The 24676-nt window shown below is 70.9% G+C and carries 17 protein-coding genes; 9 read left to right on the top strand and 8 right to left on the bottom strand.

Annotated elements, in window-relative coordinates; translation table 11 throughout:
- The first annotated feature begins 52 nt into the window (after nt 1-52).
- Nucleotides 53-820: an SDR family NAD(P)-dependent oxidoreductase gene (locus tag OG858_RS39310; RefSeq protein ID WP_086754015.1), complete on the top strand. Its 768-nt coding sequence runs from the start codon at nt 53-55 to the stop codon at nt 818-820.
- 137 nt (nt 821-957) lie between these two features.
- The gene (locus OG858_RS39305; protein WP_086754017.1) at nt 958-2001 is read left to right on the top strand and encodes a zinc-dependent alcohol dehydrogenase; all 1044 of its coding nucleotides are present in this window, start codon (nt 958-960) and stop codon (nt 1999-2001) included.
- 78 nt (nt 2002-2079) lie between these two features.
- Here OG858_RS39305 and OG858_RS39300 read toward each other — a convergent pair whose 3' ends face one another.
- The 4 genes from OG858_RS39300 to OG858_RS39285 all read right to left on the bottom strand — a co-directional run bounded on the left by OG858_RS39300 (nt 2080) and on the right by OG858_RS39285 (nt 6407).
- On the bottom strand, nt 2080-2724 hold the full coding sequence (locus OG858_RS39300) for a LuxR C-terminal-related transcriptional regulator (protein ID WP_086754019.1): 645 nt from the start codon (nt 2722-2724) through the stop codon (nt 2080-2082).
- Between the two features lie 73 nt (nt 2725-2797).
- Complete coding sequence (locus tag OG858_RS39295) at nt 2798-4003, bottom strand: sensor histidine kinase (RefSeq protein WP_328543960.1); 1206 nt, start codon at nt 4001-4003, stop codon at nt 2798-2800.
- Between the two features lie 263 nt (nt 4004-4266).
- Nucleotides 4267-5721 (bottom strand): sensor histidine kinase, encoded by a 1455-nt coding sequence (locus tag OG858_RS39290; RefSeq protein ID WP_328543961.1) that lies wholly within the window; start codon nt 5719-5721, stop codon nt 4267-4269.
- Nucleotides 5718-6407, bottom strand: a complete 690-nt coding sequence (locus OG858_RS39285) for a response regulator transcription factor (protein ID WP_079024256.1) — start codon at nt 6405-6407, stop codon at nt 5718-5720. The genes OG858_RS39290 and OG858_RS39285 overlap by 4 nt, the downstream gene beginning before the upstream one ends.
- Before the next feature lie 148 nt (nt 6408-6555).
- Here OG858_RS39285 and OG858_RS39280 point away from each other — a divergent pair, with 148 nt between their 5' ends.
- The 6 genes from OG858_RS39280 (at nt 6556) to OG858_RS39255 (ending at nt 17460) form a co-directional block, all read left to right on the top strand.
- On the top strand, nt 6556-7899 hold the full coding sequence (locus OG858_RS39280; RefSeq protein WP_179201435.1) for a ferredoxin reductase family protein: 1344 nt from the start codon (nt 6556-6558) through the stop codon (nt 7897-7899).
- A gap of 27 nt (nt 7900-7926) precedes the next feature.
- A complete protein-coding gene (locus OG858_RS39275) occupies nt 7927-8667 on the top strand; it encodes an FMN-binding protein (RefSeq protein WP_319065717.1) in 741 nt (246 codons plus the stop codon).
- Nucleotides 8668-8671: 4 nt separating this feature from the next.
- Nucleotides 8672-9415 (top strand): FAD:protein FMN transferase, encoded by a 744-nt coding sequence (locus tag OG858_RS39270; RefSeq protein WP_319320480.1) that lies wholly within the window; start codon nt 8672-8674, stop codon nt 9413-9415.
- 331 nt (nt 9416-9746) lie between these two features.
- A complete protein-coding gene (locus OG858_RS39265; protein ID WP_319065718.1) occupies nt 9747-10706 on the top strand; it encodes a GNAT family N-acetyltransferase in 960 nt (319 codons plus the stop codon).
- 253 nt (nt 10707-10959) lie between these two features.
- Nucleotides 10960-16152, top strand: coding sequence for a family 43 glycosylhydrolase (locus OG858_RS39260; protein ID WP_319264230.1), 5193 nt, complete (start codon nt 10960-10962; stop codon nt 16150-16152).
- Between the two features lie 300 nt (nt 16153-16452).
- Nucleotides 16453-17460 (top strand): LLM class flavin-dependent oxidoreductase, encoded by a 1008-nt coding sequence (locus OG858_RS39255; protein WP_328543962.1) that lies wholly within the window; start codon nt 16453-16455, stop codon nt 17458-17460.
- 367 nt (nt 17461-17827) lie between these two features.
- Here the strand turns inward: OG858_RS39255 and OG858_RS39250 are convergent, their stop codons facing one another.
- The gene (locus OG858_RS39250) at nt 17828-18733 is read right to left on the bottom strand and encodes a lysophospholipid acyltransferase family protein (protein ID WP_328543963.1); all 906 of its coding nucleotides are present in this window, start codon (nt 18731-18733) and stop codon (nt 17828-17830) included.
- 4 nt (nt 18734-18737) lie between these two features.
- The gene (locus OG858_RS39245; RefSeq protein WP_328543964.1) at nt 18738-19508 is read right to left on the bottom strand and encodes a GNAT family N-acetyltransferase; all 771 of its coding nucleotides are present in this window, start codon (nt 19506-19508) and stop codon (nt 18738-18740) included.
- A gap of 275 nt (nt 19509-19783) precedes the next feature.
- Between OG858_RS39245 and OG858_RS39240 the strand changes: the two genes are divergently transcribed.
- Nucleotides 19784-21820 (top strand): hypothetical protein, encoded by a 2037-nt coding sequence (locus OG858_RS39240; protein WP_328543965.1) that lies wholly within the window; start codon nt 19784-19786, stop codon nt 21818-21820.
- Between the two features lie 149 nt (nt 21821-21969).
- Here OG858_RS39240 and OG858_RS39235 read toward each other — a convergent pair whose 3' ends face one another.
- Both OG858_RS39235 and OG858_RS39230 read right to left on the bottom strand, forming a co-directional pair.
- A complete protein-coding gene (locus tag OG858_RS39235; RefSeq protein WP_086751319.1) occupies nt 21970-22719 on the bottom strand; it encodes a succinate dehydrogenase/fumarate reductase iron-sulfur subunit in 750 nt (249 codons plus the stop codon).
- A complete protein-coding gene (locus OG858_RS39230; RefSeq protein ID WP_086751321.1) occupies nt 22716-24674 on the bottom strand; it encodes a fumarate reductase/succinate dehydrogenase flavoprotein subunit in 1959 nt (652 codons plus the stop codon). The genes OG858_RS39235 and OG858_RS39230 overlap by 4 nt, the downstream gene beginning before the upstream one ends.
- Nucleotides 24675-24676: the final 2 nt, after the last annotated feature.

Genomic DNA, 24676 nt, shown 5'->3' with positions numbered 1-24676 from the left:
GGACATCACTCCGCCCGGCGGCCGGCCCACCCGACGAAATGAGGAACAGTTCATGAGCAGCAACGGTCTCGACGGCCGCAGTGTCGTCGTCACGGGTGCCGGTTCCGGCATCGGACGGGCCGCGGCCCTGAAGTTCGCCGCGGCGGGCGCGAAGGTCCTGGTCGCCGACCTCGACAAGGAGGCCGCCGAGGAGACCGTCCGGGCGATCGGGACGGCCGGCGGCACCGCTGTCGGGGTCGTCGGCGACCTCAGCGACCAGTCGGTCGTCGACGAGGTCGTCGAGCGTGCCGTGGAGGCCTTCGGCGGGCTGGACGTCCTGGTGAACAACGCCGGGATCATGGACCGGATGTCGGCCCTCGCGGACGTCGCGGACGCCGAGTGGGAGCGGGTCATCCGGGTCAACCTGACGGCGCCGTTCCTGCTCACCCGGGCCGCTCTGCCGCACATGCTGAAGGCGGGGCGCGGCACGATCGTCTTCACCGCCTCCGAGGCCGGACTGCGCGGCAGCGCGGCGGGTGCCGCCTACACCGCGTCGAAGCACGGTGTCGTCGGCCTGGTGAAGAGCCTGTCGGTGATGTACCGCAAGCAGGGCATCCGGGCCAACGCGATAGCCCCCGGCCCCACGATGACCAACATCAAGGTCGACGCCGACCAGCAGGCCCACGGCCCCGCGGTCATCGGCGGGCTGATCGGCGCCAACATCGGCCGCCTCGGCACCGCCGAGGAGCAGGCCGACGCGATCCTCTTCCTGGCCTCCGACGCCGCCGCCTTCGTCAACGGCGTGGTCCTGCCCGTCGACGACGCCTGGGCCGCCGTCTGACGGCCCCGAGCCACGGCTGACCCCGGTCGGGCCGGTGCCGGACGGATTCCGCGCCCGGCCCGACCGGCAACACCTCTCTCCGCCCGCCCACGGCGGCGGTACCTCTCCTCCGGTTCCCCCAGAAAGTGAGTCTTTCCATGGCGACGATGAAGTCCGTCCGGACCGCCGGTGTCGGCAAGGTCGAGGTCGTGGACGTCGAGCGCCCCGCGCCCGGCCCCAAGGACGTGCTCGTCCGCGTCCGCGCCTGCGGCATCTGCGGCACCGACGTCACCTTCCTGCACATGGGAGGCATGCCGGCCCGTGGTCACCAGGGCGGTGAGATGGTGCCGGTGCCGCTCGGCCACGAGCCGGCCGGTGAGATCGTCGAGGTCGGCGCCGAGGTCATCGGTCTCGCGGTCGGGGACCGGGTGGTGGTCAACCCGCAGGACGCGCCGACCGGCATCATCGGCTGCGGCGGCAGGTACGGCGGGATGAGCGAGTACCTGCTGATCGAGAACGCCGAGGTCGGCAAGGGCGTGGCCGTCTTCCCCGACACCGTGCCCTTCGCCATCGCCTCCCTCAACGAGCCGATGGCCGTGGCCCGGCACTGCGTCAACCGTTCCGGGGCGGGACCGGACGACAAGGTCGTCGTCTTCGGTGCGGGGCCCATCGGTCTCGGCGCGGCGATCTGGCTGAAGCTGCGCGGTGTGAAGCACGTGGTCGTCGCCGACGTCATCCCCTCCCGGCTGGAGAAGGCACTGGCCGTGGGCGCGGACGCCGTCATCGACTCCGCCCAGGAGGATGTCGCCGCGCGGCTCACCGAGCTGCACGGCGGGGCCGCCAACGCGCTCGGCCAGCCCCGGCCCGGCACGGACATCTTCATCGACGCGGCCGGGGTTCCCGCGGTGTTCAACACCGTGGTGGGCTCGGCCAAGTGGGGCGCGAAGCTCGTCATGGTCGCCGTGCAGAAGAAGGGTTCGGAGATCGATCTCGGCGGCATGCTCCGCAGCGAGCTGACCCTGATCGCCTCCCAGGGCTACCCCACGGAGATCTTCGAGGTGACCCCCGAGATCGTCGAGCACCACGAGCGCTTCGCCAAGCTCATCAGCCACCGGGTGCCCGCCGCCGACGTCGACCGGGCCTTCGAGCTGGCGCTGACGCCGGGGGCGGCGGAGAAGGTGGTCGTCACCTTCGACGAGTAGGACCGCGCGGTCCTGGGGTGCGAAGGGCCCGCCACCGGTCTGTCGCCGGCGGCGGGCCCCTCGCCGTGCGTGGCCGGGCTACTTGTTGTCGAGGTACGCCAGCACGGCCAGCACCCTGCGGTGGCCGCTGTCGCTGGTCGGCAGGCCCAGCTTCAGGAAGACGTTGCCGATGTGCTTGCTGACCGCGCGTTCGGTGACGACCAGGGTCCTGGCGATGGTGGCGTTGTCGTGTCCCTCGGCCATCAGCTTCAGCACCTCGCGCTCGCGCGGGGTGAGCGAGTCGAGCGGTGAGTCCTTGCGGCGGGCCAGCAGTTCGGTCACCACCTCCGGGTCGAGCGCGGTACCGCCCGCCGCGACCCGGTCGAGCGCGTCCAGGAACTCGTCCACCCGGCCGATCCGGTCCTTGAGCAGATAGCCGACCCCGCTCGCGCCCCCGCCGAGCAGTTCGGCGGCGTACGACTCCTCCACGTACTGCGAGAGGACCAGTACCGGCAGACCCGGAATGCTCCGGCGGGCCTCCAGGGCGGCGCGCAGCCCCTCGTCGCGGAAGGCGGGCGGCATCCGGACGTCCAGGACGGCGACGTCCGGGCGGTGTTCCAGCAGTGCGGGGAGGATCTCGGGGCCACTGCCCGCGACCGCCGGCACCTCGTGTCCGGCCGAGGTCAGCAGCAGGACCAGGCCCTCCCTCAGCAGGGCGTTGTCCTCTGCGATCACCACGCGCACGGCAGTCCCACCTCTGTCCTCGACCGCCGCGCGTACGCGATGTCCGCGGATCGGCCGGTGATCGGCGTTTCGCTCACCATACGCAGGGCAGCTCCACCTCGATCACGGTGGGCCCGCCGACGGGGCTGGTCACAGCCGTGCTCCCGTCGAGCGCGGCGACCCGCCGCTGCATGCCGAGGAGTCCGGATCCGCCCATCGCAAAGGCGGCGTCGGCAGGTACGGCGGGGCGGCTCGACGGGGCAACCGGGCCGGCGCCGCCCCGGCCGTCGTCGCGCACCAGGACACGGACACCCCGGGCCGTGCGGGCGAGGCGGACCTCGGCGTTGCCGCTGCCGCTGTGCTTGGCCGCGTTGGTCAGGGCCTCGGCGACGACGAAGTAGGCGGCGGCCTCCACCGCGGCGGGCGGGCGCGGCCCGTCGGCCTCCTCCAACCCGCGCACGTCCACGGTCACTTCGAGGCCGCTGCTCGCCGCCAGGGCCCGTACGGCACCGGCCAGGCCCCGGTCGGTGAGGATCGGCGGGTGGATGCCGCGCACGACGTGCCGGAGTTCGGTCAGCGCGGCCTCGGCCTGTTCCTGCGCGTCGAGCAGCAGCCGGCGTGCGGCTTCCGGGTCGCGGTCGTACGCGCGCTGGGCCAGCCCGATTCGCATGGACAGCGAGACCAGGCGGGCCTGGGCGCCGTCGTGCAGGTCGCGTTCGATCCGGCGGAGTTCGGCACCGTGGGCGGCGATCGCGTCGGCGCGGGTCGCCGTCAGCTCCTCCACCCGCTCGGCGAGGCGGGCCTTGGGCGAGGGTTTGAGCAGGGTCTCGGACCAGTGGGCGTCGAGGTCGGCGAGACGGCTGATCAGCGGCAGGACGAGGGCTTCGCGGCGCAGCGCCCCGCACCACACACCGTCGACGACCAGGCCCAGCGGCCACAGGGGTACCGCGAGGAAGAAGAGGGCGCCGTAGACGTAGTACGCGAGCATCCAGCGGGCGTCGGTGCGGGTGCCGGGGTCACGGACGGCGATACGCAGGCGTTCGCGGAGGGTGCCCTCCAGGGGCTGGTAGGCCTCGGGGACGGCCCGGCCGGTCCAGGCGGCCACCTGGTGGCGTTTCGCGCCGGCGATACGGCGGATCAGCGTCACGGTCTCGGGCAGCATCCAGGCGCCCACCACGGCGAGCGTGGCGATCGCGGTGATCAGCAGCACCGTGATGAAGAGGTACATGCCGAAGGCCATCGCGGCGGCGATGACCAGCTGGAGCGTGGCCCGCGCGGCCTGCCGCACCGTCTTGCCCATACCGATCAGATTAGGCGACCGGGCGGGACCGGACCGGCCCGGGGCCATGGCACCGCTCGCCGCGGTCGGCCGCTCGCCGGCGACGGCACGGGCACGATCGGAGTCGTACCGGTCGCTCCGACGACTGCGGTGTCCCCGACGTGCCCTGCGGGGGCCGATCTCCTGCGGCGACCGGTGGCACGACCCGTCGCGCGCCTGCCCCTGCCCCCGCCCCCGCCTACTGGGGCAGGTCGACCGACCCGGCCACCGCGCCACCCCACTCCCTACACCCCGGGCGCTTCGCTCTCGCCCAACGGCAGGCGCACCGTGAACGTCGTCGTGCCCGGTTCGCCGGTCAGGATGATGGTGCCGCCGTGGGCACGGACCAGGGAGCGGGCGACGGCGAGGCCGAGGCCGCTGCCGCCCCGGTCACGGCTGCGCGCCTTGTCGACACGGTAGAAACGGTCGAAGACGCGCTCCTGGTCGTCGGCCGGGATACCGGGCCCGGAGTCGGTGATCCGCACCTCGGCCGAGCCGGACTCGACGGACACCTCCAGACGGACCTTCGTGCCGCGCGGGGTGTGCACGGCGGCGTTGGTGAGGAGGTTGTCGAGGACCTGCCTCAGCCGCAGGGGGTCCAGGCGCAGCCGTACGGAGTCGGAGCCGGTCCTCACGGTCAGCGGGTGGCCGGGGTGGCCCGCGCGGAAGGCGTCCGCCGCCTGGAGCGCCAGCTCCACCAGGTCGGCCTCCTCCAGTCGCAGCGGGGTCTCCACGTCGGCGGCGTCGAGGCGGGCGAGCATCAGGAGGTCGTCCAGCAGGTACCCCATGCGGGCGGCCTCGGCGCGCAGCCGGGCCAGGTGCTTGTCGCGTTCCTCGGGGCTGTGGGCGGCGGCGTACTGGAAGAGGTCGGCGTAGCCGCGTACCGACATCAGCGGGGTGCGCAGTTCGTGCGAGGCGTCGGCGACGAAGCGGCGCAGCCGCTGTTCGGCCTCGGTGCGGACGGCGAGGGCGTCGTCGATGTGCTCCAGCATGGTGTTGAAGGCGGTGCGCAGCTCCTCGACCTCGAAGCCGCCGTCGCGGTTGTCGTGGCGGACCGGCAGCCGTGCCGAGTCCGTCAGGTCGTGCGAGGTGATGCCGCGGGCGGTGTGCGCCATGTCGCTCAGCGGCTTCAGGCCGCGCCGCAGCATGGCCCGGCCGAACACCACGAGCGCCATGAGGGCGAGGGCGAAGGTGACGACCTGGACCGTGATCAGCCGGCCGACCGTGTCCTCGATGTCGTCCATGGGCGCGGCGCTGACCAGGATCACGCCGGGCTCGACCTCGCAGGCCCGCAGCCGGTACTGGCCCTGGCCCTTCAGGTGCTCGGTGCGGGTGACCTCCGTGCCCTCGACGGTCAGCGCCTTGGCCACGAGGGTGAAGTCGTCGATGTCCTTGGGCACGTCGGCGGGGTCCTCGGGCTTCCGGAGCACCGGGGCGCCGCCCGACGTGTCGTACACCGCGTAGTACCAGCGGTAGTACTTCTTGCCCTTGAGCGTGCCGTAGTCCGCGATGCTCTTGGACTGGGCGATCTGGGCGATCTTCAGCTGTTCGTTGAGCTGCGCGGAGAGGTAGTCGCGCATGTACATGGTCAGCGCGTTGCCCACGACGGCGAACACGACGAGCGCCAGGGCGCCGAGGCCGAGGGCCAGCCGGGTGCCGAGGCGCATGCCGCGGTAGGTCTGCTTGAGTCGGCCGATCACTCGGTGGCCTGCCGCAGCACGTAGCCGAAGCCCCGCACGGTGTGGATGAGGGGTTCGCCGGTGTCGTCGAGCTTGCGGCGCAGTCGGCTGACGACCAGCTCGACGACGTTGGAGCGGCCGCCGAAGCCGTACTCCCAGACGTGGTCGAGGATCTGCGCCTTGGTGAGGACGGTCGGGGACTTGCGCATGAGGTAGCGCAGGACCTCGTACTCGGTGGGGGTGAGCGTGAGGAGCTTGTCGCCGCGACGGACCTCGCGGGTGTCCTCGTCCATCGTCAGGTCTGCGACATGGAGCACGGACCGCTGGAAGGCGGGCCCGGCGCTGCGGCGCAGCACGGTGCGCAGCCGGGCCATCAGCTCCTCCACGGCGAAGGGCTTGACCAGATAGTCGTCGCCGCCGCGGGTGAGACCCGCGACCCGGTCGGCGACGCCGTCGCGGGCGGTCAGGAACACCACGGGCACCATGGTGCCGGACTGGCGCAGCCGGTCGAGCACGCCGAAGCCGTCCACGCCCGGCAGCATCAGGTCCAGGACCACGATGTCGGGACGGAACGCGGCCGCCTGCCTGAGCGCCTCCTCACCGGAGTGAGCCGTCACCGCGTCCCAGCCCTCGTAGCGGGCGACGGTCGCCACCAGGTCAGCGATCGGCGGGTCGTCGTCCACCACGAGAAGTCGCACTTTTTCCACGTGTTCATACTGCGCTACCGATCGCGCAGCGCCATAGCCGCTCACAGGTTGGCAGCTGATCGATAAAAACTTGAAAGTTGTCCGACAGGAAAACGACAGCACTCACCGGCGAAGCTCATACTCCCCACCCGATCAAGGAGCCGTCCCCGTGACCACTGTCCAACAACCCCCCGCGGCGGTCAGCCGCTCGGGAGCGCGCCCCAAAGTGGTCGCCCGCACCGGTCTGTACGCGGTGCTGGCGGCGAACGTGGCCGTGGTGACCTTCTTCTTCGTGCAAGCCGGCTTCGCCTCGAACGCCCTCATCGTGCTGGGCCGCCTGACCGGCCTGTACGGCGCGCTGCTGATGGCCTTCCAACTGCTGCTGGTGGCCCGGCTGCCGTGGTTCGACCGGCGCATCGGCATGGACCGGCTGACCTCCTGGCACCGCTGGACCGGCTTCTCCGTGCTGTGGCTGCTGGTCGCACACGCCGTGTTCATCACCTTCGGCTACGCCCAGTCCTCCGACATGGACCCGGTGAACCAGCTGATCGATCTCGCCGAGACCGTCGAGGGCGTGCTGCGCTCGATCGTCGCGCTCGGCATCATCATCATGATCGGCGTGGTCTCGGCCCGCTTCGCCCGGCGCAGGCTGGCCTACGAGACCTGGCACTTCATCCACCTGTACACCTACGTCGCGGTGGTGCTGGCCTTCACCCACCAGGTCGCGGCGGGGACGTCGTTCGCCTCGTCGGAGACCGCGACGGCGTACTGGTACGTGCTGTGGGGCGTGGCCCTGGCCTCGGTGTTCACGGGCCGGCTGGTCCTGCCGCTGTGGCGCAACTGGCGTCACCAGCTCCGTGTCACCGCCGTCGTTCCCGAGGCCGACAACGTCGTCTCGATCTATATGGCCGGCCGTGATCTGGACCGGATGCCCGCGCAGGCCGGCCAGTTCTTCCTGTGGCGCTTCCTGACCCGGGACCGCTGGTGGCAGGCCAACCCGTTCTCCCTGTCGGCCGCGCCCGACGGCACGCAGCTGCGGCTGACCGCGAAGGCAGCCGGCGAGGGCTCCGCCGCCCTGCGGCACGTCAAGGTCGGCACCCGCGTCTTCGCCGAGGGCCCCTACGGCGCCTTCACCGCGATGCACCGCACCCGGCCGGAGTCCGTGCTCATCGCCGGCGGCGTCGGCGTCACCCCCATCCGGGCCCTGCTGGAGGAGATCGAGGGGCACGCCGTGGTCATCTACCGGGTGGCCGCGAAGCAGGACGCCGTCCTCTACAACGAGCTCCAGCAGCTCGCCTTCGACAAGGGCGCCGAGCTGCACCTGGTCTCCGGCCCCGTAAGCCCCGACCTGCTGGCGCCGCGCGAACTGCAGCGCATGGTGCCGGACATCACCGACCGGGACGTGTTCCTGTGCGGGCCGCCGCCGATGATGAACGCGGTCCTGAGCAGCCTGCGCGAGCTGGACGTGCCCAAGCCGCAGATCCACTTCGAACGCTTCAGCCTGGCCGGCTGAGGGACACCGGGACACGAGGAAAGCACTGTGAAACGAGTCATACCCGCCCTGGTCCTGAGCGCCGCCGCGCTGGTCCCCGTCTGGCGTTACGCCCCCTCCACCGACACGACGTCCACGACGACGACCGCCGAGTCGACGCCGTCGGCCTCCGCGTCCGCCTCGGCCGGTTCCAACGTCGTCACGGGCACGACGATCGACACCGAGAAGGGCCCCGTCCAGGTCCGGGCGACCTTCCAGGGCGAGAAGATCACCGCCGTCAAGATGCTCCAGCAGCCGGACCATCCGCAGACCGAGGCGGCGGTGCCGGTGCTGATCGAGGAGACCCTCGAAGCGCAGAGCGCCGACATCGACACGGTCTCGGGCGCCACGCTCACCAGCGACGGCTACCGGGAGTCGCTCCAGGCCGCGATCGACGAGAACGAGAAGTCGGCGTCCTCCTCGGCCGGCGAATCCTCCTCGTCCTCCGCTTCGGGCGACTCGGAGGACTCGTCGGCGTCGCAGGAGAGCGCGAACCGGACGGTCGCGGGCTCGACGGTCGGCACCTCCAAGGGTGACGTCCAGGTCCAGGTGACCTTCGAGGGCGAGAAGATCACCGCCGTGGAGATGCTGAAGCAGCCGAACCACCCGCAGACCGAGGCAGCCGTCCCGGTGCTGATCAAGGAAACGCTGGAGGCGCAGAGCGCCGACATCGACACCGTCTCCGGCGCCACCATCACCAGCGACGGCTACCGGGAGTCCCTCCAGGCCGCGATCGACACGAAGGCCTGATCCGGTGCGCCGCGTCGAACACATCATGGGGTTCCCGATCTCGCTGCTCGTCGAGGACGGCGAGAACGACGGCGGGAACGGGGCGTTGACCGCCGAGGCCACGGAGCCGGCGTTCGCCTGGCTGCGCGAGGTCGACGCCAGATTCAGCCCGTTCCGCGCCGACAGCGAGGTGTCGCGGCTGGACCGGGGTGAGCTGGCACCGGACGTGGTCAGCCGGGACCTGGCCGAGGTGCTGGCCCTCTGCGAGGAGTACCGGGTGGCGACGGGAGGCGCGTTCGACGTACGGCTGCCGGGGCGTGGGCTCGATCCCTGCGCGATGGTGAAGGGCTGGGCCGTACAGCGGGCCGCCGAGCTGCTGACTGACCTCGGCGCGCCGAAACTGTGCCTCAACGCGGGTGGGGACGTGGCCGCGACCGGTGGCCCGTGGCGGGTGGGTGTACGGCACCCCGAGCGGGCCGACCGCCTGTGCACGGTCCTGTCCCTCACGGACGGGGCGGTCGCCACCTCCGCCCGCTACGAGCGCGGCGACCACATCCTCGACGGCCGCACGGGCCGCCCTGCGACGGGCCTGTTGAGCCTCACGGTCGTGGCCCCGTCCCTCACCGAGGCCGACGCGACGGCGACGGCGGCCTTCGCGATGGGCACGGAGGGCATCGAGTGGGCCGCGTCCCGGGAGGGCTGCGAGGTCTTCGCGGTCGACGCGGAGCGGCGGGTCTTCCGGACACCGGGGTTGCCTGTGGCGGCGTAAGGGGCGCCTTCCGACTCAGGGGTCGGGTGGTCCGGCGACTGCGGCAGTACGTGGCGATCGCGCGGTTCCCCGCGCCCCAGGTTCCCCGCGCCCCGAGAGGGCTGCGCCCCTCCGCGGTCCCACGACGGCGCAGCTCCGCCGCCCGCACGGCTGCGGGCAATCGTGCCGCTGGGGCGGCACGGGTGGGCGCAGCGGCACCCCGTCAGCGCCGGCGAGCACTTCCCCGCCCCGGCCCGCCCCGGTGGAGGTCACCCCCGAGACCCCGGCCCACCGCACCCATGCTCCCGAAATCCCGTTGCGGCCCCCACCTCCGCCCCCCGACAGTGGCCCCATGACCACGACGCACACCACCCCTCTGCCGCCCGGCCTGACCGTGCGCCCGGCGACGCTCGACGACGCGGAGGCGGTGTGCGCGCTGCTCAACGAGATCGACGTGCTGGAGATCGGCCGCGCCGAGACCGAACTGGGCGAGGTCCAGGCCGATCTGAGGCATCCGGAGGCGGACCTCCAGCGTGACTCCTGGCTGCTGTTCGACGGGGACCGGCTGGTGGCCTACGGGCTGCTGTGGGACGAGTCCGGCGGTGAGCGCGTCGACATGGACCACTACACGCTGCCGGACCAACCGCTCGGCGCACTGCACCTGTACGACCTCATGGAGGCCCGAGCGGCGGAGCGCGCGGCGGCCAACGGGGCGGACCGGGCCGTGGTGCACATGCACCTCAACATCGCGCCCACGACGGACCTGGACGCGTTGCGCGGGCGCGGCTGGCGCGCGGTCCGCCGCTACCACGTCATGGCCCGCCCGCTGTCCCCCGCCGAGCCGCTGCCGACGCCCCCGCCCGGCGTCACCCTGCGCACCTGTGCCGCCGAGCCGGACCGCAGGCGGGCCCACGCCCTGCTGCAGACGGCCTTCGCCGACCACTTCGACTTCCAGCCGCGTACGTACGAGCAGTGGCTGGACGACATCGACGCCGAGCACGTCGACTGGTCGCTGATCTGGATCGCGCACCTCGACGGTCTCGGTGACGTCGCGGCCCTGCGGTCGCGCAACGACCGTTCCGGCATGGCCTGGATCGCCGGCATCGGTGTCCTGCCCGAGGCCCGCGGCCGGGGCCTCGGCAGCCTGCTGCTCCGCCACACCTTCGGTCACTACGCGGCGCTGGGCCGCGACCGCATCGGCCTCGGCGTCGACACCGACAACGGCACCGGCGCCCTCGCCCTCTACGAACGGCACGACATGAAGCTGGACTTCGCGGTCGACACCTGGGAGCTGGTACGCCCCGTCAAGTAGACACAGCACGCAAAGGCCCCGTTCTCCACAGAGAACGGGGCTTCTCATGTTCGACCTGTCGGACGTTGTTCGAAACCTCTTGACGCCTCACCACACGCCGATTGACACTCTCGCAACACGATGTCACATGGTCGAAACAGCGGGACGCCCGGGGCGAGGGTTCCCGCCCCTTCTCGACCCCCTCTCTCTCCTTGCTTTTCCCTTGCCTTCGCCACCCCTTCATCAGCCGTGCTCTCAGCAGGGATAACTCGATATGACGTACATCGAACGTCTGCGCGGCCGCGCGAGACGCTGGGCGGGTCCGCTCGCCGGACTGACCGCCGCGTCACTTCTTCTGGGCCTCGCCGGGCCCGTCGCCCCGGCCGCCGCGGACGACGCCGACCTCACCGACGGTCTGGCCCTCTGGTACAAGCTCGACGCCACCTCCGGCACCACGGCCGTCGACGCCTCCGGCAACGGCCGTGACGGCACGGTGAACGGCACCGCCGGCTGGACGGGCAACGGCCAGGGCCTCGGCTTCAACGGTTCGGACACCTACATCAAGGTGCCGAACGACGTCATGAAGGGCATGAACTCGATCAGCGTGTCCATGGACGTGCTGATGGACGAGTCGCAGGTGGGCCCGTACTTCATCTACGGCTTCGGCAACACCACCAGCGGCGCGGGCAACGGCTACCTCTTCGCCACCGGCAACTCGCTGCGCACGGCCATCGCTTCGGGCAACTGGTCGACCGAGCAGAACACCCGGCCCTCCGACTCGCACAACCTGAGCCGCTCGGTGTGGAAGCAGCTCACCTACACCCAGACCGGCAACACGGCCGTGCTGTACGAGGACGGCGTGGAGGTCGGCCGCAACACGTCGGTCACCACCACCCCGGGCTCCATCGGCTCGGGCACCACGACCGCCAACTACGTGGGCAAGTCGGTCTACACCAGCGACAAGCTCTTCAAGGGCAAGATCCGTGACTTCCGGGTCTACAACCGCGCCCTCGCCGGCTCCGAGGTCGAGCAGCTCTCGCTCCCCATCGCCGAGGAGGGCCTCGCCGCCGACAAGGCGGCCCTCACCCTGGGCGACACCAGCGCCGTGACCGCCGACCTGGACCTGCCGAAGACCGGCACGGCCGGGGGCTCTTCGATCAGCTGGAAGAGCGACAACACGGGCGTGGTCTCGGACTCCGGCGCGGTGACCCGCCCCGCCGCCGGTGAGCCGGACGGCCACGCCACACTGACGGCGACCCTGAAGAAGGGTTCGGTGAGCGCCACCAAGACCTTCGAGGTCACGGTCCTGCCCACCTTCGACGACACGACCGCCGTCGAGCAGGCCGCCGAGGCACTGACCGTGCACAACCTCGACGACGCCCGCGGCAACCTCTCGCTCCCGACCACCGGCACCTTCGGCACGAAGGTCTCCTGGTCCTCAGCGAACACGGACGTCGTCTCCGCGGAGGGCGTGGTGAAGCGTCCCGCGCACGGCGACGGCGCCACGACCGCCGAGCTGACCGCGACCGTCACCAAGGGCGACGCGAAGAAGACCCGCGCCTTCACCGCGAAGGTGCCGGAACTGCCCAAGAAGGAAGCCCTCAAGGGCTACATGTTCAGCTACTTCACCGGCGAGGGCACCTCGGACGGCGAGCAGCTGTACGCGGCGCTCAGCAAGGGCAACGACCCGCTGAAGTGGCGGGAGCTGAACGACGGCAAGCCCGTCCTGACGTCCACGCTCGGTGAGAAGGGTCTGCGCGACCCGTTCATCATCCGCTCCCCCGAGGGCGACAAGTTCTACCAGATCGCCACCGACCTCAAGATCTACGGCAACGGCGACTGGGACGCCTCCCAGCGCACCGGCAGCAAGTCCATCATGGTCTGGGAGTCCACCGACCTGGTGAACTGGACCAACCAGCGCCTGGTCAAGGTCTCCCCCGACTCGGCCGGCAACACCTGGGCCCCCGAGGCGTACTACGACGAGCAGCTCGGCGAGTACGTCGTGTTCTGGGCGTCGAAGCTGTACGACAACGAGGCCCACTCCGGCGACACCTACAACCGCATGATGTACGCGACGACCCGTGACTTCTACACCTTCAGCGAGCCCAAGGTCTGGGTCGACCGCGGCTACTCGGTCATCGACTCCACGGTCATCCAGCACGACGGCGAGTACTACCGCCTCTCCAAGGACGAGCGGAACAACTCCTCCTCCACGCCCAACAGCAAGTTCATCTTCGAGGAGAAGAGCGACTCGCTGCGCAACCTCTCCTGGACCTCCGTCGCCGAGGGCATCGGCAAGGGCGCGATGAACGCCGCCGAGGGACCGCTGGTGTTCAAGTCGAACACCGAGGACAAGTGGTACGCGTTCCTCGACGAGTTCGGCGGCCGCGGCTACATCCCCTTCGAGACGAAGGACCTGGACTCCGGCGTCTGGACCCCGTCCACCGGCTACGACCTGCCGTCCAAGCCCCGGCACGGCACCGTGCTCCCGGTCACCCAGGACGAGTACGACCGGCTGCTGAAGACCTACCAGCCCGACGGGATCGTCACGAGCGTCGAGGACGTCAAGGTCAAGACGCGCATCGGTGACGCCCCGGTCCTGCCGGCCACCGTCATCGCGGAGTTCGCCGACGGCGCCAAGCGGCCCGTCGCGGTCACCTGGGAGGACGTGGACGCCTCGAAGTACGCGCAGGCCGGCACCTTCACGGTGAAGGGCGACCTGCCGGGCGACGCGGCGATCGAGGTCAGCGCCGAGGTCACGGTCTCCGCCGAGGGCCCGGACGTCCCGGCCGACCTGCTCCTGCACTACGGCTTCGACGAGACCGGCGGCAACATCACGCGTGACTCCAGCGGTCACGGCTACCACGGCACCTACGTCCGTACGCCCGACTTCGGGACCGGCGTCGACGGCGGCTCGTTCAAGATGTCCGGCGGCAACAGCGGCTCCAGCTCGCCGTACGTCAAGATCCCGGGCGGCGTGCTGAAGAACGCCGACAGCGTCACCGTCTCCACGTACGCGAAGTGGAAGGGCGGCGACAACTGGCAGTGGCTGTTCGGCCTCGGCCCGGACAGCAACAAGTACCTGTTCGCCAGCCCCTCGAACGGTTCCTCGTCCCTCTACTCGGCCATCACGGCGGCGAGTTGGGGCGCGGAGAAGAAGCTGTCGGGCGCCCGGCTCACCGTCGGCGAGTGGCAGCACGTCACCGTCACCATCGACAGCGGCTCCAAGACGGCGGTCCTCTACGTGGACGGCATCGAGGTGTCCCGCGCCACCGACGTGATCGTCAAGCCGTCCGAGCTGTACGACGCGAACAAGGACTACAGCGGCTACATCGGCCGGTCCATGTACTCCCCCGACCCGTACTTCGGCGGTGAGGTCGACGACTTCCGGATCTACAACCGGGCCCTGACGGCCGCCGAGGTCCTGGAGATCAGCGGCAACACCACGGGCATCGCCAAGGTGACCCACCCGGCGCAGAAGACCGACGCGATCATCGACGACGCCGACAGCCGCGTCACCCTGCCGATGAAGCCGGGCACCGATCTCACCAAGCTGGCACCGGAGTTCACCCTCGCCCACGGCGCGACGATCAGCCCCGCCTCCGGCAGCGTGCAGAACTTCAGCAAGCCGGTGAAGTACGAGGTGACCGGTTCGGACGGCAAGAAGCGCACCTGGACGGTGTCGGCCCGGGAGCTGAAGAGCCCGGTCCTGCCCGGCCTCAACGCGGACCCGAACATCGTCCGCTTCGGTGACACCTTCTACATCTACCCGACCACCGACGGCTTCGAGGGCTGGAGCGGTACGAAGTTCAAGGCGTACTCCTCCAAGGACCTGGTCAACTGGAAGGACCACGGCGTCATCCTGGACCTCGGTCCGGACGTCTCCTGGGCGGACAGCAGGGCCTGGGCGCCGGCGATGGAGGAGAAGAACGGCAAGTACTACTTCTACTTCTGCGCCGACGCGAACATCGGTGTCGCGGTCTCCGACTCGCCCACCGGCCCGTTCAAGGACGCCCTGGGCAAGCCGCTGCTGAAGGTCGGTGACCGCGCGGGCCAGATGATCGACCCGGCGGTCTTCACCGACGACGACGGCACGTCGTACCTCTACTGGGGCAACGGCCGCGCCTACGTCGTCCCGCTCAACGACGACATGGTCTCCTTCGACTCCTCGAAGGTCACCGACATCACGCCGAGCGGCTACAACGAGGGCACCTTCGTCATCAAGCGCAAGGGCACCTACTACTTCATGTGGTCGGAGAACGACACACGTGACGAGAACTACCGGGTCGCCTACGCCACCGGCTCCTCGCCCACCGGTCCCTGGACCAAGCGGGGCGTGATCCTGGAGAAGGACCTCTCGCTCGGCATCAAGGGCCCCGGCCACCACTCGGTGGTCCATGTCCCGGGCACCGACGACTGGTACATCGCCTACCACCGCTTCGCCATCCCCGGCGGAGACGGCACCCACCGCGAAACCACCATCGACAAGCTGGAGTTCGACGCCGACGGCCTGATGAAGAAGGTCGTCCCCACCCTGGAGAGCATCGACCCGGTCACCATCGCCCGGGCCGGCGCGGACGTCTCCGGCAAGGAAGGCGCCAAGATCCAGCTGAACGGCACGGTCTCCGGCGCGGGCACCGCCCAGTGGACGGCCGAGAAGGGCGCACTCTGTACCTTCGCCGACGCCAAGTCCGCGAAGACCACGATCACCTGCACCGACAACGGCAGCTACGAGGTCACCCTCACCGGCGGCCGCAGCACCGACACTGCCACCGTCACCGTCACCAACGCGGCCCCGGAGATCACCTCGGTGACCAGCCGGAAGACCTCGGAAACGGGCAAGGTCACCAGGGTCAGGGTCAAGTTCACCGACCCGGGCACCGGCGACGGGCACACCTGCGAGATCGACTGGAAGGACGGCGGCAAGCCGACGGCCGGCAAGGTCACGACCGGCAGTTGCAAGGCCGAGCACACCTACCGCACGGCCGGCATCTTCGCCCCGGTGATCACCGTCACCGACGACGACGGCGCCACGGCGAGCAGCACGATCCCCGAGCTGGTCGTCTTCGACCGGAGCGCCGGTTCCGCGACCGGTGACGGCAGCTTCACCTCACCCGCCGGGGCGTTCCCGGCAGGCCCGAAGCTGACCGGCACGGCGGACTTCTCCTTCACCGCCAAGTACGGCAAGAGCGACACCACGCCGTCCGGGAAGGTCTCGCTCGACTTCGCCGGGGCCAAGCTGAAGTTCCGCTCAACCAGCTCCGACTGGCTCGTGGTCACCGGTTCCAAGGCCGTCTACCAGGGCTACGGCACGGTCAACGGCAAGGGCGGCTACCTCTTCCGCGTCACGGCCACCGACGGCCCGGACACCTTCAAGATCAAGATCTGGAAGAAGTCCACCGGCACGGTCGTCTACGAGAACAACACGGCCGCGAAGACGAAGGGCATCACCATCGGCCGCAAGTAACACCGAGCTCTAGCGACACCTGAACCGAACCGCGCCCGGATTCCTTCCGGGCGCGGTTCGCTTTGGTGGGTGGGCGGTGCGTGGTCATCTGCGGGCCGGTGGGGCTTCTCGCGCAGTTCCCCGCGCCCCTTGAGGGCCTACGGCCCTCTCGCGCCGAAAAGCAGCGCCGACGCGGAGAGGGAAGTGCAAGGGGCGCAGCCCCTTGCACTTCAGGGGCGCGGGGAACTGCGCGAGAAGCCCCACGCACGCGCAGCCCGCGACGTCCGGGAATCCCCCCACCCCCAGAGCGTTGAACCCCATATGACCCCGGCCCTCTCCTCCACCCGCTTCTCCGTCCTCGACCGCTCCCGCACCCGCGAGGGCCACCCCGCCCCCGAGGCCCTGCGGGACACCGTGGAACTGGCGCGCGAAACGGAAGAGCTCGGCTTCCACCGCTTCTGGGTGTCGGAGCACCACGGCGTACCGGGGGTCGCCGGCTCCGCCCCCACCGTGCTGGCGGCAGCCGTCGCCGCGGCCACGCACACCATCCGGGTGGGCACCGGCGGTGTGATGCTGCCCAACCACCGCCCGCTGGTGGTGGCCGAGCAGTTCGGCGTGCTGGAGTCGCTGTTCCCGGGGCGGATCGACATGGGGCTCGGCCGTTCCGTCGGCTTCACGGACGGTGTGCGCAGGGCGCTGGGCCGGGACAAGGATGCCGCCGACACCGCCGACTTCGCGGGACAGCTCGACGAACTGCTCGGCTGGTTCGGCGGCACCTCCCCGACCGGGGTGCACGCGCGTCCCCCGGAGGGCCTGGTCGTACCCCCGTTCGTGCTCGCGATGGGCGAGGGCGCCGAGATCGCCGCGCGGGCGGGCCTGCCGATGGTGATCGGCGACCTCCGCAACCGCGACAGGATGCGGCAGGGCATCGACCGCTACCGCGCCGGGTTCCGCCCGTCCGCCTGGGCGGCGGAGCCGTACGTCGTCGTCTCCGGCACGATCGCCGTCGCAGACACACCGGAGCACGCCCGCCGCCTCCTCCTCCCGGAGGCCTGGGCCATGGCGTACTCCCGCACCCACGGCACGTTCCCGCCGCTCGCCCCGGCGGAGGAGGTCGAGCGGCGCACGATGACGGCCAAGGAGCGGGGCTTCTACGAATCCGGCCTGACCGGGCACGTGTACGGCACCGAGGAGCAGGTCGCGCAGGAACTGGAGTCGGTGATCACGGAGACGGGTGCCCAGGAGGTCCTGGTCACGACGAGCACGTACGACCGCGAGGCCCTGCTGGACTCCTACCGAAGGCTGTCCCGGCTCGCGGGCCTCACCTGATCCCCTGTTCGCAGACTGAAGCCGGTCTTCTCGCGGCCCTCGGCTCGTCCTCAGCCACAGGCTGAGGCAGATCCCCGTCACAGCCCTCGGCTCGTCCTCAACCACAGGCTGAGGCAGATCCCCGCCGCGGCCCTCGGCTCGTCCTCAACCACAGGCTGAGGCAGATCCCCGTCACAGCCCTCGGCTCGTCCTCAACCACAGGCTGAGACAGATCCCCGCCGCAGCCCTCGGCTCGTCCTCAACCACAGGCTGAGACAGATCCCCGCCGCAGCCCTCGGCTCGTCCTCAACCACAGGCTGAAACAGATCCCCGCCGCGGCCCTCGGCTCGCACCACCCGCAAGCCGAGGAAGGTACCCGTCGCGGGCCTCATCCGATCCCCGGTCGAGGGCCGGTGCCGATCTCCGTCGCGGGCCTCGGTGGGAACCCGGCCGCGGAGCTCGGCCGTCCGCCCCGGCAACCGCCGCGCGCATCCGGCATGTGCTCGACCATGGCGGCCACGTCGATCACCGCCGTCTGCGCGGCCTGTGCCAGGGCCCGCCGGTCGAGGTGGCCGGCCGGGGCGATGACGGGCCGTACCTCCACCTCCGCGACGACGCCGTGCGCCGACACCACCCGCCACACCGACGCGAGCAGCGGGTCGTCCCCGACGTAGGCGGGCGTGGTGCTCGCCCCGCCCGCGGTGGAACGGTAGCGGACGCGCACCGGCTGCACGGGCACGTCGGCGTCGAGCGCGGCCTGGAACACGGCCCGCCGGAAGCGGCCCTGCGCGCGGCCGCACCAGGTGCTCCCCTCGGGGAAGGCGACGACGGCCGCACCACCGCGCAGGGCGTCGACGATGCGGGCGACCGTCTCCGGCAGCGCGCGGATGCGGTCCCGCTCGATGAACAGCACCCCGCTCCGCGCGATGAGAGCGCCTGTCACCGGCCACCCGCGAATGTCCGACTTGGCGAGCATCCGCGCGGGACGGACCGCGCCGAGCAGCGGTATGTCCAGCCAGGAGACGTGGTTGGCGACGAGCAGCAGTCCGCCGGTGGGCGGGGCGACGCCGGAGATCCGTACCCGGACCCCCGAGGCCCGCACGACCCACCGGCTCCACCGCCGCACCACGCCGGCCGGCAGCCGCAGGCCGACGAGGCTCACCATGACCCCGACGACGACCAGGGCCACGACCGCCACGAACCGCGCGACGGCGCGCGGCACGGCGACGACCGGCACGGTCGCCGCCACGCACGCCCGCGGGCTGCAGGGCGCGCTGGGCAGCCACACGCTCATCGGGTCACGCCGCCGGGACGAGCGAGAGGAAGTGCCGCAGGTAGCGGGCGTCGACCCGGCGCATCGACAGCAGCACGTACAGGTCCGCGACGCCGAAGTCCGGGTCGTACGCGGGCTCGCCGCACACCCATGCGCCGAGCCGCAGATAGCCGCGCAGCAGCGGGGGCAGTTCCGTACGGCCGACCGGGGCCTCGCCCTTCGGGATCCAGGGCAGCAGCGGCCGTACCCGGTACTCCTGCGGCGCAAGGTGCTTGTCCCGCACCCGGTCCCAGGCAGCCGCGGCGAGAGCCCCGCCGTCGGCGAGCGGGATGGAGCAGCAGCCGGCCAGCCACTCGTGACCCCGGTCGAGCATGTAGCGGGCGATGCCCGCCCAGATGAGGCCGATGACCGCGCCGTCCCGGTGGTCGGGGTGGACACAGGAGCGGCCGACCTCGACGAGGCCGGGCCGGATGGCGTCGATGCGGGTGAGGTCGAACTCGCCCTCGGAGTACAGCCGTCCGGCGACGGCGGCCCGCTCGGGCGGCAGCAGCCGGTAGGTCCCGACGACCTGTCCGGTCAGCGTCTCCCGGACGAGCAGGTGGTCGCAGTACGCGTCGAACGGGTCGACGTCGAGCCCCGGCTGCGAGCCGGCCGGCAGGGCGCCCATCTCCCCGGCGAACACGTCGTGCCGCAGCCGCTGAGCGGCACGGACGTCCTCCTCGCTGCGGGCCAGGGTGACGGTGTAGCGGATGGGGGCCGTCGACTGGGGCAGGCTGTCGAGGGTGGAGGCGGTCATGGCATCTCCTGGTCACGGGCCGGCTCGGCGGCGTCAGGGGCGGACCTGGGGACGTGCGGTCCGCCGCCCTAGTTCTTCCGACGTTGACTGACACGCGTGTGACCGGTTGCGAGAGCCCGGATGTAAGGACGTTGAACGGCTCGGACCAGGTGTCCGGGGCGTCCGACTCCGTCGACGCGCGGGTGGCCTGGCGGTGACCGGCCCGTGAGCGGGGGCAACCTCCCGGCCCGGAAGGCCGTCTCTTCGACGGACCGATCGACGAACGGGGTGTACAGGTGGCGGAGCTGTCGGAGCAGACACTGGACGCGGTGCCCTGGGACCGGCTGGAGTCGATCGATCCGGATGTCCCGCCCAAGGAGGTGCGCCGGGCTCTGCGCCGGCTGTACCGCAAGGGGCCGGAGTCGACCGAGGACGACTGCTGGGCGCTGTTCGACAGCCTTCGGGCGTCGGGGCCCGGTATCTCGTCGGTCGCCACGGCCGCCCTGCCGTTCGTCGTCGCGCTCGCCGCCGATCCCCGGACGGGCGCCCGCGCGACCCTCGTGGAACTGCTCGCGTTCCTGTCCGAGGTGCCGGAGACGGCTTCGCCCGAGTCGGTCGCCCCGGGCTGGGCCGAGGCCTGGCGCCAGGCCCACCAGGCTGTGCAGCCCCTGCTCGCCGACCCCGATCCGGCGGTACGCCGCGAGGCCGTCCCGCTGGCGGACGGACCCGGTCGGCTCCTGGAGCGGTGGCGGACCGAGCGGGACCTGTCGGTCCGGCTGCCGGTGCTGTTCGCGCTGGGCCGGCTCGCGGCGGCCCCCGGCGCCGAAACCACGACGGTCACCGAGATCCGTGCCGTCCTGGACGCGTCGCTGAAGGACCCCGACCCCGTCCTGCGGGTCGCGGCCGTGAAGGCCTACGCGGGCCTGGACACCGAAGTGCCGGTCCGCGAGCTGGATCCGCTGGTGGAGGCGCTCACCGACCCCGCCGCACGGTCTCGTTGGGGGACCGTCTGGTACGAACGGGACAGTGAGCACCCCTTCGACCGCGAGACCGTCGCGTACTGGACAGCCGATCTGTTCGACGACACACCCGCCCAGGAGTTGGGGTTCCTGACCCGGCTGTCCTCGGCGGCGGACCCCGCCGGGGACGCCGATCTGCTGCGGACCGTGCTGGACCGCTGCGTCCTGCTGCTGATCTCCCGCCGGTCCGTGGAACCCGCGGTACTGCCGCTCGCGGGCGCTGCGCTGCCCCACCCGGACCCCTCCGTACGCATCAGGGCGGCCCACCTCCTCGGCATACTGGGCCGCCGGGCCGCCGCGTACGCCGATCAACTGGCCGGTCTGCTGGACGACTCGGGCGAGGAGGAGTTCAACGACGCCACCGTCAGCGACCACGCCTGCTGGGCACTGACCCGGATGCACGACCCACGGGCTCTGCCCGGCCTCGTCGACCGGCTCTGCGCACCGTTCCACGAACTCGACGGCGGGAGCTACGGCAGTGGCGAACCCCGTCGCCCCGAGATCGCGGAAGTCCTGGGCCCGCTCCGCGCCCACGCGGCGGCCCTGCTGCCGTCGATATGTGAGGAACTCCGCCGCAACCTGAACGACCCTGGCGCACCCGGCGTCCTGACGACCGACCTCCTGGCGATCGTCAAGGCCTGGGAGACGGACGCGCTGCCCGCCCTGCCGGAGGTCACGGCCTACGTGAGCCACCCCTTCCGCGGGTTCGCCGCCATCGAGGCCCTGGTGGCCATGGGCCCTGCCGCCGCCTCCGCCGCGCCCGTCCTGCGCGAGCGCATGTCCCTCGAACCTCCGAACAATCACCCGTGGCTGTACTGGGCCCTCTGGCGTATCGGCGGCGCCGACGACCCTGCACAGGCGCTGCGGGCCGTCGGCGAAACCCTGTCGGCCGAAGGCGAGGAGCCCCGCAGCGGCATGGTCGGCCACCTCACCGCCTTCGGCGCCGTGGCCGCGCCGTACACGGACCGGGTGCGCCACGCCCTGACCGCCCCCGAGGGCTGGATCAGGACGGAGGCGGCGATCGCCCTGTGGTCGATCACAGGCGACCCCGGGTTGGCGCTGCCGACCCTGGAGGAGGAGATCCTGGCGTTCGCGGCCGGTGGCCAGTGGTACGGCCCGTTCGGCGAAGCACTGCGCACACTCATCCGCTTCCGCACACTCACCCCCGCCATCGAAGCGGCCCTGCGCCTCCTCCGGGACCAGGACCACCGCCTCTCGCCGCGTGCCGACTACCGGGCGGTCCTCCAGGACGAGGAACTCCGCGCCCTGATCTACGAGGCACTGACCTGCGAACCTTGGCGGGACCGGGAATGAGCACCACACCCGGCCCCGCCCGTCCGCACGGGTCGGCGAACGTTCACCTGTGACTGGGGCCCGCTGCAGCGCGCCCCAAAGGGGCGCGGGGAACTGCGCGACCAGCCACAACGATCCCGCAGCCCGAATACAACAGGCCACCTACGGCGCTACCGCTTCCCGGCCCTACGGGCAGCCCGCAGCCACTCCTTGTTCATGCCGGTGATGGACACCAGCGGAATCCCCTTGGGGCAAGCGGTCGCGCACTCGCCGGCCAACGTGCACCCCCCGAACCCCTCCTCGTCCATCTGTTCCACCATGTCCAGCACCCGCGTCTCCCGCTCGGGCGCCCCCTGCGGCAGCACGTTCAGATGGTTGATCTTGGCCGAGGTGAACAGCATCGCCGCCCCGTTGGGACACGCGGCCACACAGGCCCCGCACCCGATGCACTCCGCGTGCTCGAACGCGAAGTCCGCGTCCGGCTTCGGAACGGCCGTGGCATGCGCCTCCGGCGCGGCCCCGGTCGGCGCCGTGATGTACCCACCGGCCTGGATGATCCGGTCGAACGCCGTCCGGTCCACCACGAGGTCCTTGATCACCGGGAACGCCGACGCCCGCCACGGCTCCACGTCGATCGTGTCGCCGTCCGCGAAGGACCGCATGTGCAGCTGACAGGTCGTCGTCCGCTCCGGCCCGTGCGCGTCCCCGTTGATGACCAGCGAGCACGCCCCGCAGATCCCCTCGCGGCAGTCGTGGTCGAAGGCCACCGGGTCCTCACCGCGCAGGATGAGTTCCTCGTTGAGCGTGTCGAGCATCTCCAGGAAGGACATGTCGGGCGAGATGCCGTCCACCTCGTACGTGGACATGGCGCCGTCGGCGTCGGCGGCCCGCTGCCGCCATACGCGCAGGGTGAGCTTCATGCGTAGCTCCGCTGGGTGGGGTGGACGTACTCGAAGACCAGGTCTTCCTTGTGCAGGACGGGGGCGGCGCCGGTACCCGTGAACTCCCAGGCGGCCGCGTACGAGAACTCCTCGTCCCTCCGGGCCGCCTCACCGTCGGGCGTCTGGGACTCCTCTCGGAAGTGCCCGCCGCACGACTCGCTCCGGTGCAGCGCGTCGAGGCACATCAGCTCGGCGAGTTCCAGGTAGTCGACGATCCGGTTGGCCTTCTCCAGGGACTGGTTGAACTCCTCGCCGGTCCCCGGGACCTTGATCCGCCGCCAGAACTCCTCGCGGATCTGCGGAATCCGCTCCAGGGCCTTGCGCAGTCCGCTGTCGGTGCGCGCCATGCCGCAGAACTCCCACATCAGCTCGCCGACCTCGCGGTGGAAGGAGTCGGGCGTGCGGTCGCCGTCGACGGAGAGCAGCAGGTTCAGCCGGTCCTCGGTCTCGGCCAGCACCTCCTGGACGACAGGGTGTTCTGGACCGATCTCGCCCTGCTTCGGATGCCGGGCGAGGTAGTCGTTGATGGTGGCCGGCAGCACGAAGTACCCGTCGGCGAGGCCCTGCATCAGCGCGGACGCGCCGAGCCGGTTGGCCCCGTGGTCGGAGAAGTTGGCCTCGCCGATCGCGAACAGGCCGGGGACGGTGGTCTGGAGGTCGTAGTCCACCCACAGCCCGCCCATCGTGTAGTGCACGGCGGGGTAGATCCGCATCGGCACCTCGTACGGATCCTCGTCGGTGATCCGCTGGTACATGTCGAAGAGGTTGCCGTACTTGGCCTCGACCGCCTTGCGCCCCATCCGCTCTATGGCGTCGGCGAAGTCCAGATAGACACCCTGGCCGCCGGGGCCGACGCCCCGTCCCTCGTCGCAGACGTTCTTCGCGGCGCGGGAGGCGATGTCACGGGGCACGAGGTTGCCGAAGGACGGGTAGATGCGCTCCAGGTAGTAGTCGCGTTCGTCCTCGGGGATCTGGTTCGCGGGCCGCTGGTCACCCCTCGCCTTCGGCACCCAGATCCGTCCGTCGTTGCGCAGCGACTCGCTCATCAGCGTCAGCTTGGACTGGTGGTCGCCGGTGCGCGGGATGCACGTCGGATGGATCTGGGTGAAGCACGGGTTCGCGAACAGCGCGCCGCGCCGGTGTGCCCGCCATACCGCGGTGGCGTTGGAGTTCATGGCGTTGGTCGACAGGTAGAAGACGTTCCCGTATCCGCCGCTCGCCAGCACCACGGCATCGGCGAAGTACGTGTCGATCTCGCCGGTGATCAGATCCCGCGCCACGATCCCGCGTGCCCGCCCGTCGATCACGATCAGGTCGAGCATCTCGGTCCGCGGATGCATCTCGATGTTCCCGGCGGCGATCTGTCGCGACAGTGCCTGGTACGCGCCGAGCAGCAGCTGTTGGCCCGTCTGGCCCCGTGCGTAGAAGGTCCGGGACACCTGTACGCCGCCGAAGGAGCGGGTGTCGAGCAGACCGCCGTACTCCCGGGCGAACGGCACGCCCTGCGCCACGCACTGGTCGATGATCTCGACGGAGATCTGCGCGAGACGATGGACGTTCGACTCCCTCGCCCGGAAGTCGCCGCCCTTGACGGTGTCGTAGAACAGCCGGTGTACCGAGTCGCCGTCGTTGCGGTAGTTCTTCGCGGCGTTGATGCCGCCCTGCGCGGCGATCGAGTGGGCGCGGCGCGGGGAGTCCTGGTAGCAGAACTGGACGACGTGGTAACCCTGTTCGGCGAGCGTGGCGCCGGCCGAGCCGCCGGCGAGGCCGGTGCCGACGACGATGACGGTGTGCTTGCGGCGGTTGGCGGGGTTGACCAGCTTCGCCTCGAAGCGGCGCTTGTCCCAGCGTTCGGCGACCGGGCCCTCGGGCGCCTTGCCGTCGACGACCGGTTCGCCGGTCACGTAGTCCGCGTACTCGGAGGACGTAGTCATGT

Source organism: Streptomyces europaeiscabiei, from assembly GCF_036346855.1.
In the GTDB taxonomy this organism is placed as follows: Bacteria; Actinomycetota; Actinomycetes; order Streptomycetales; family Streptomycetaceae; genus Streptomyces; species Streptomyces europaeiscabiei.
This window is presented reverse-complemented; position numbering and strand designations above follow the sequence as displayed.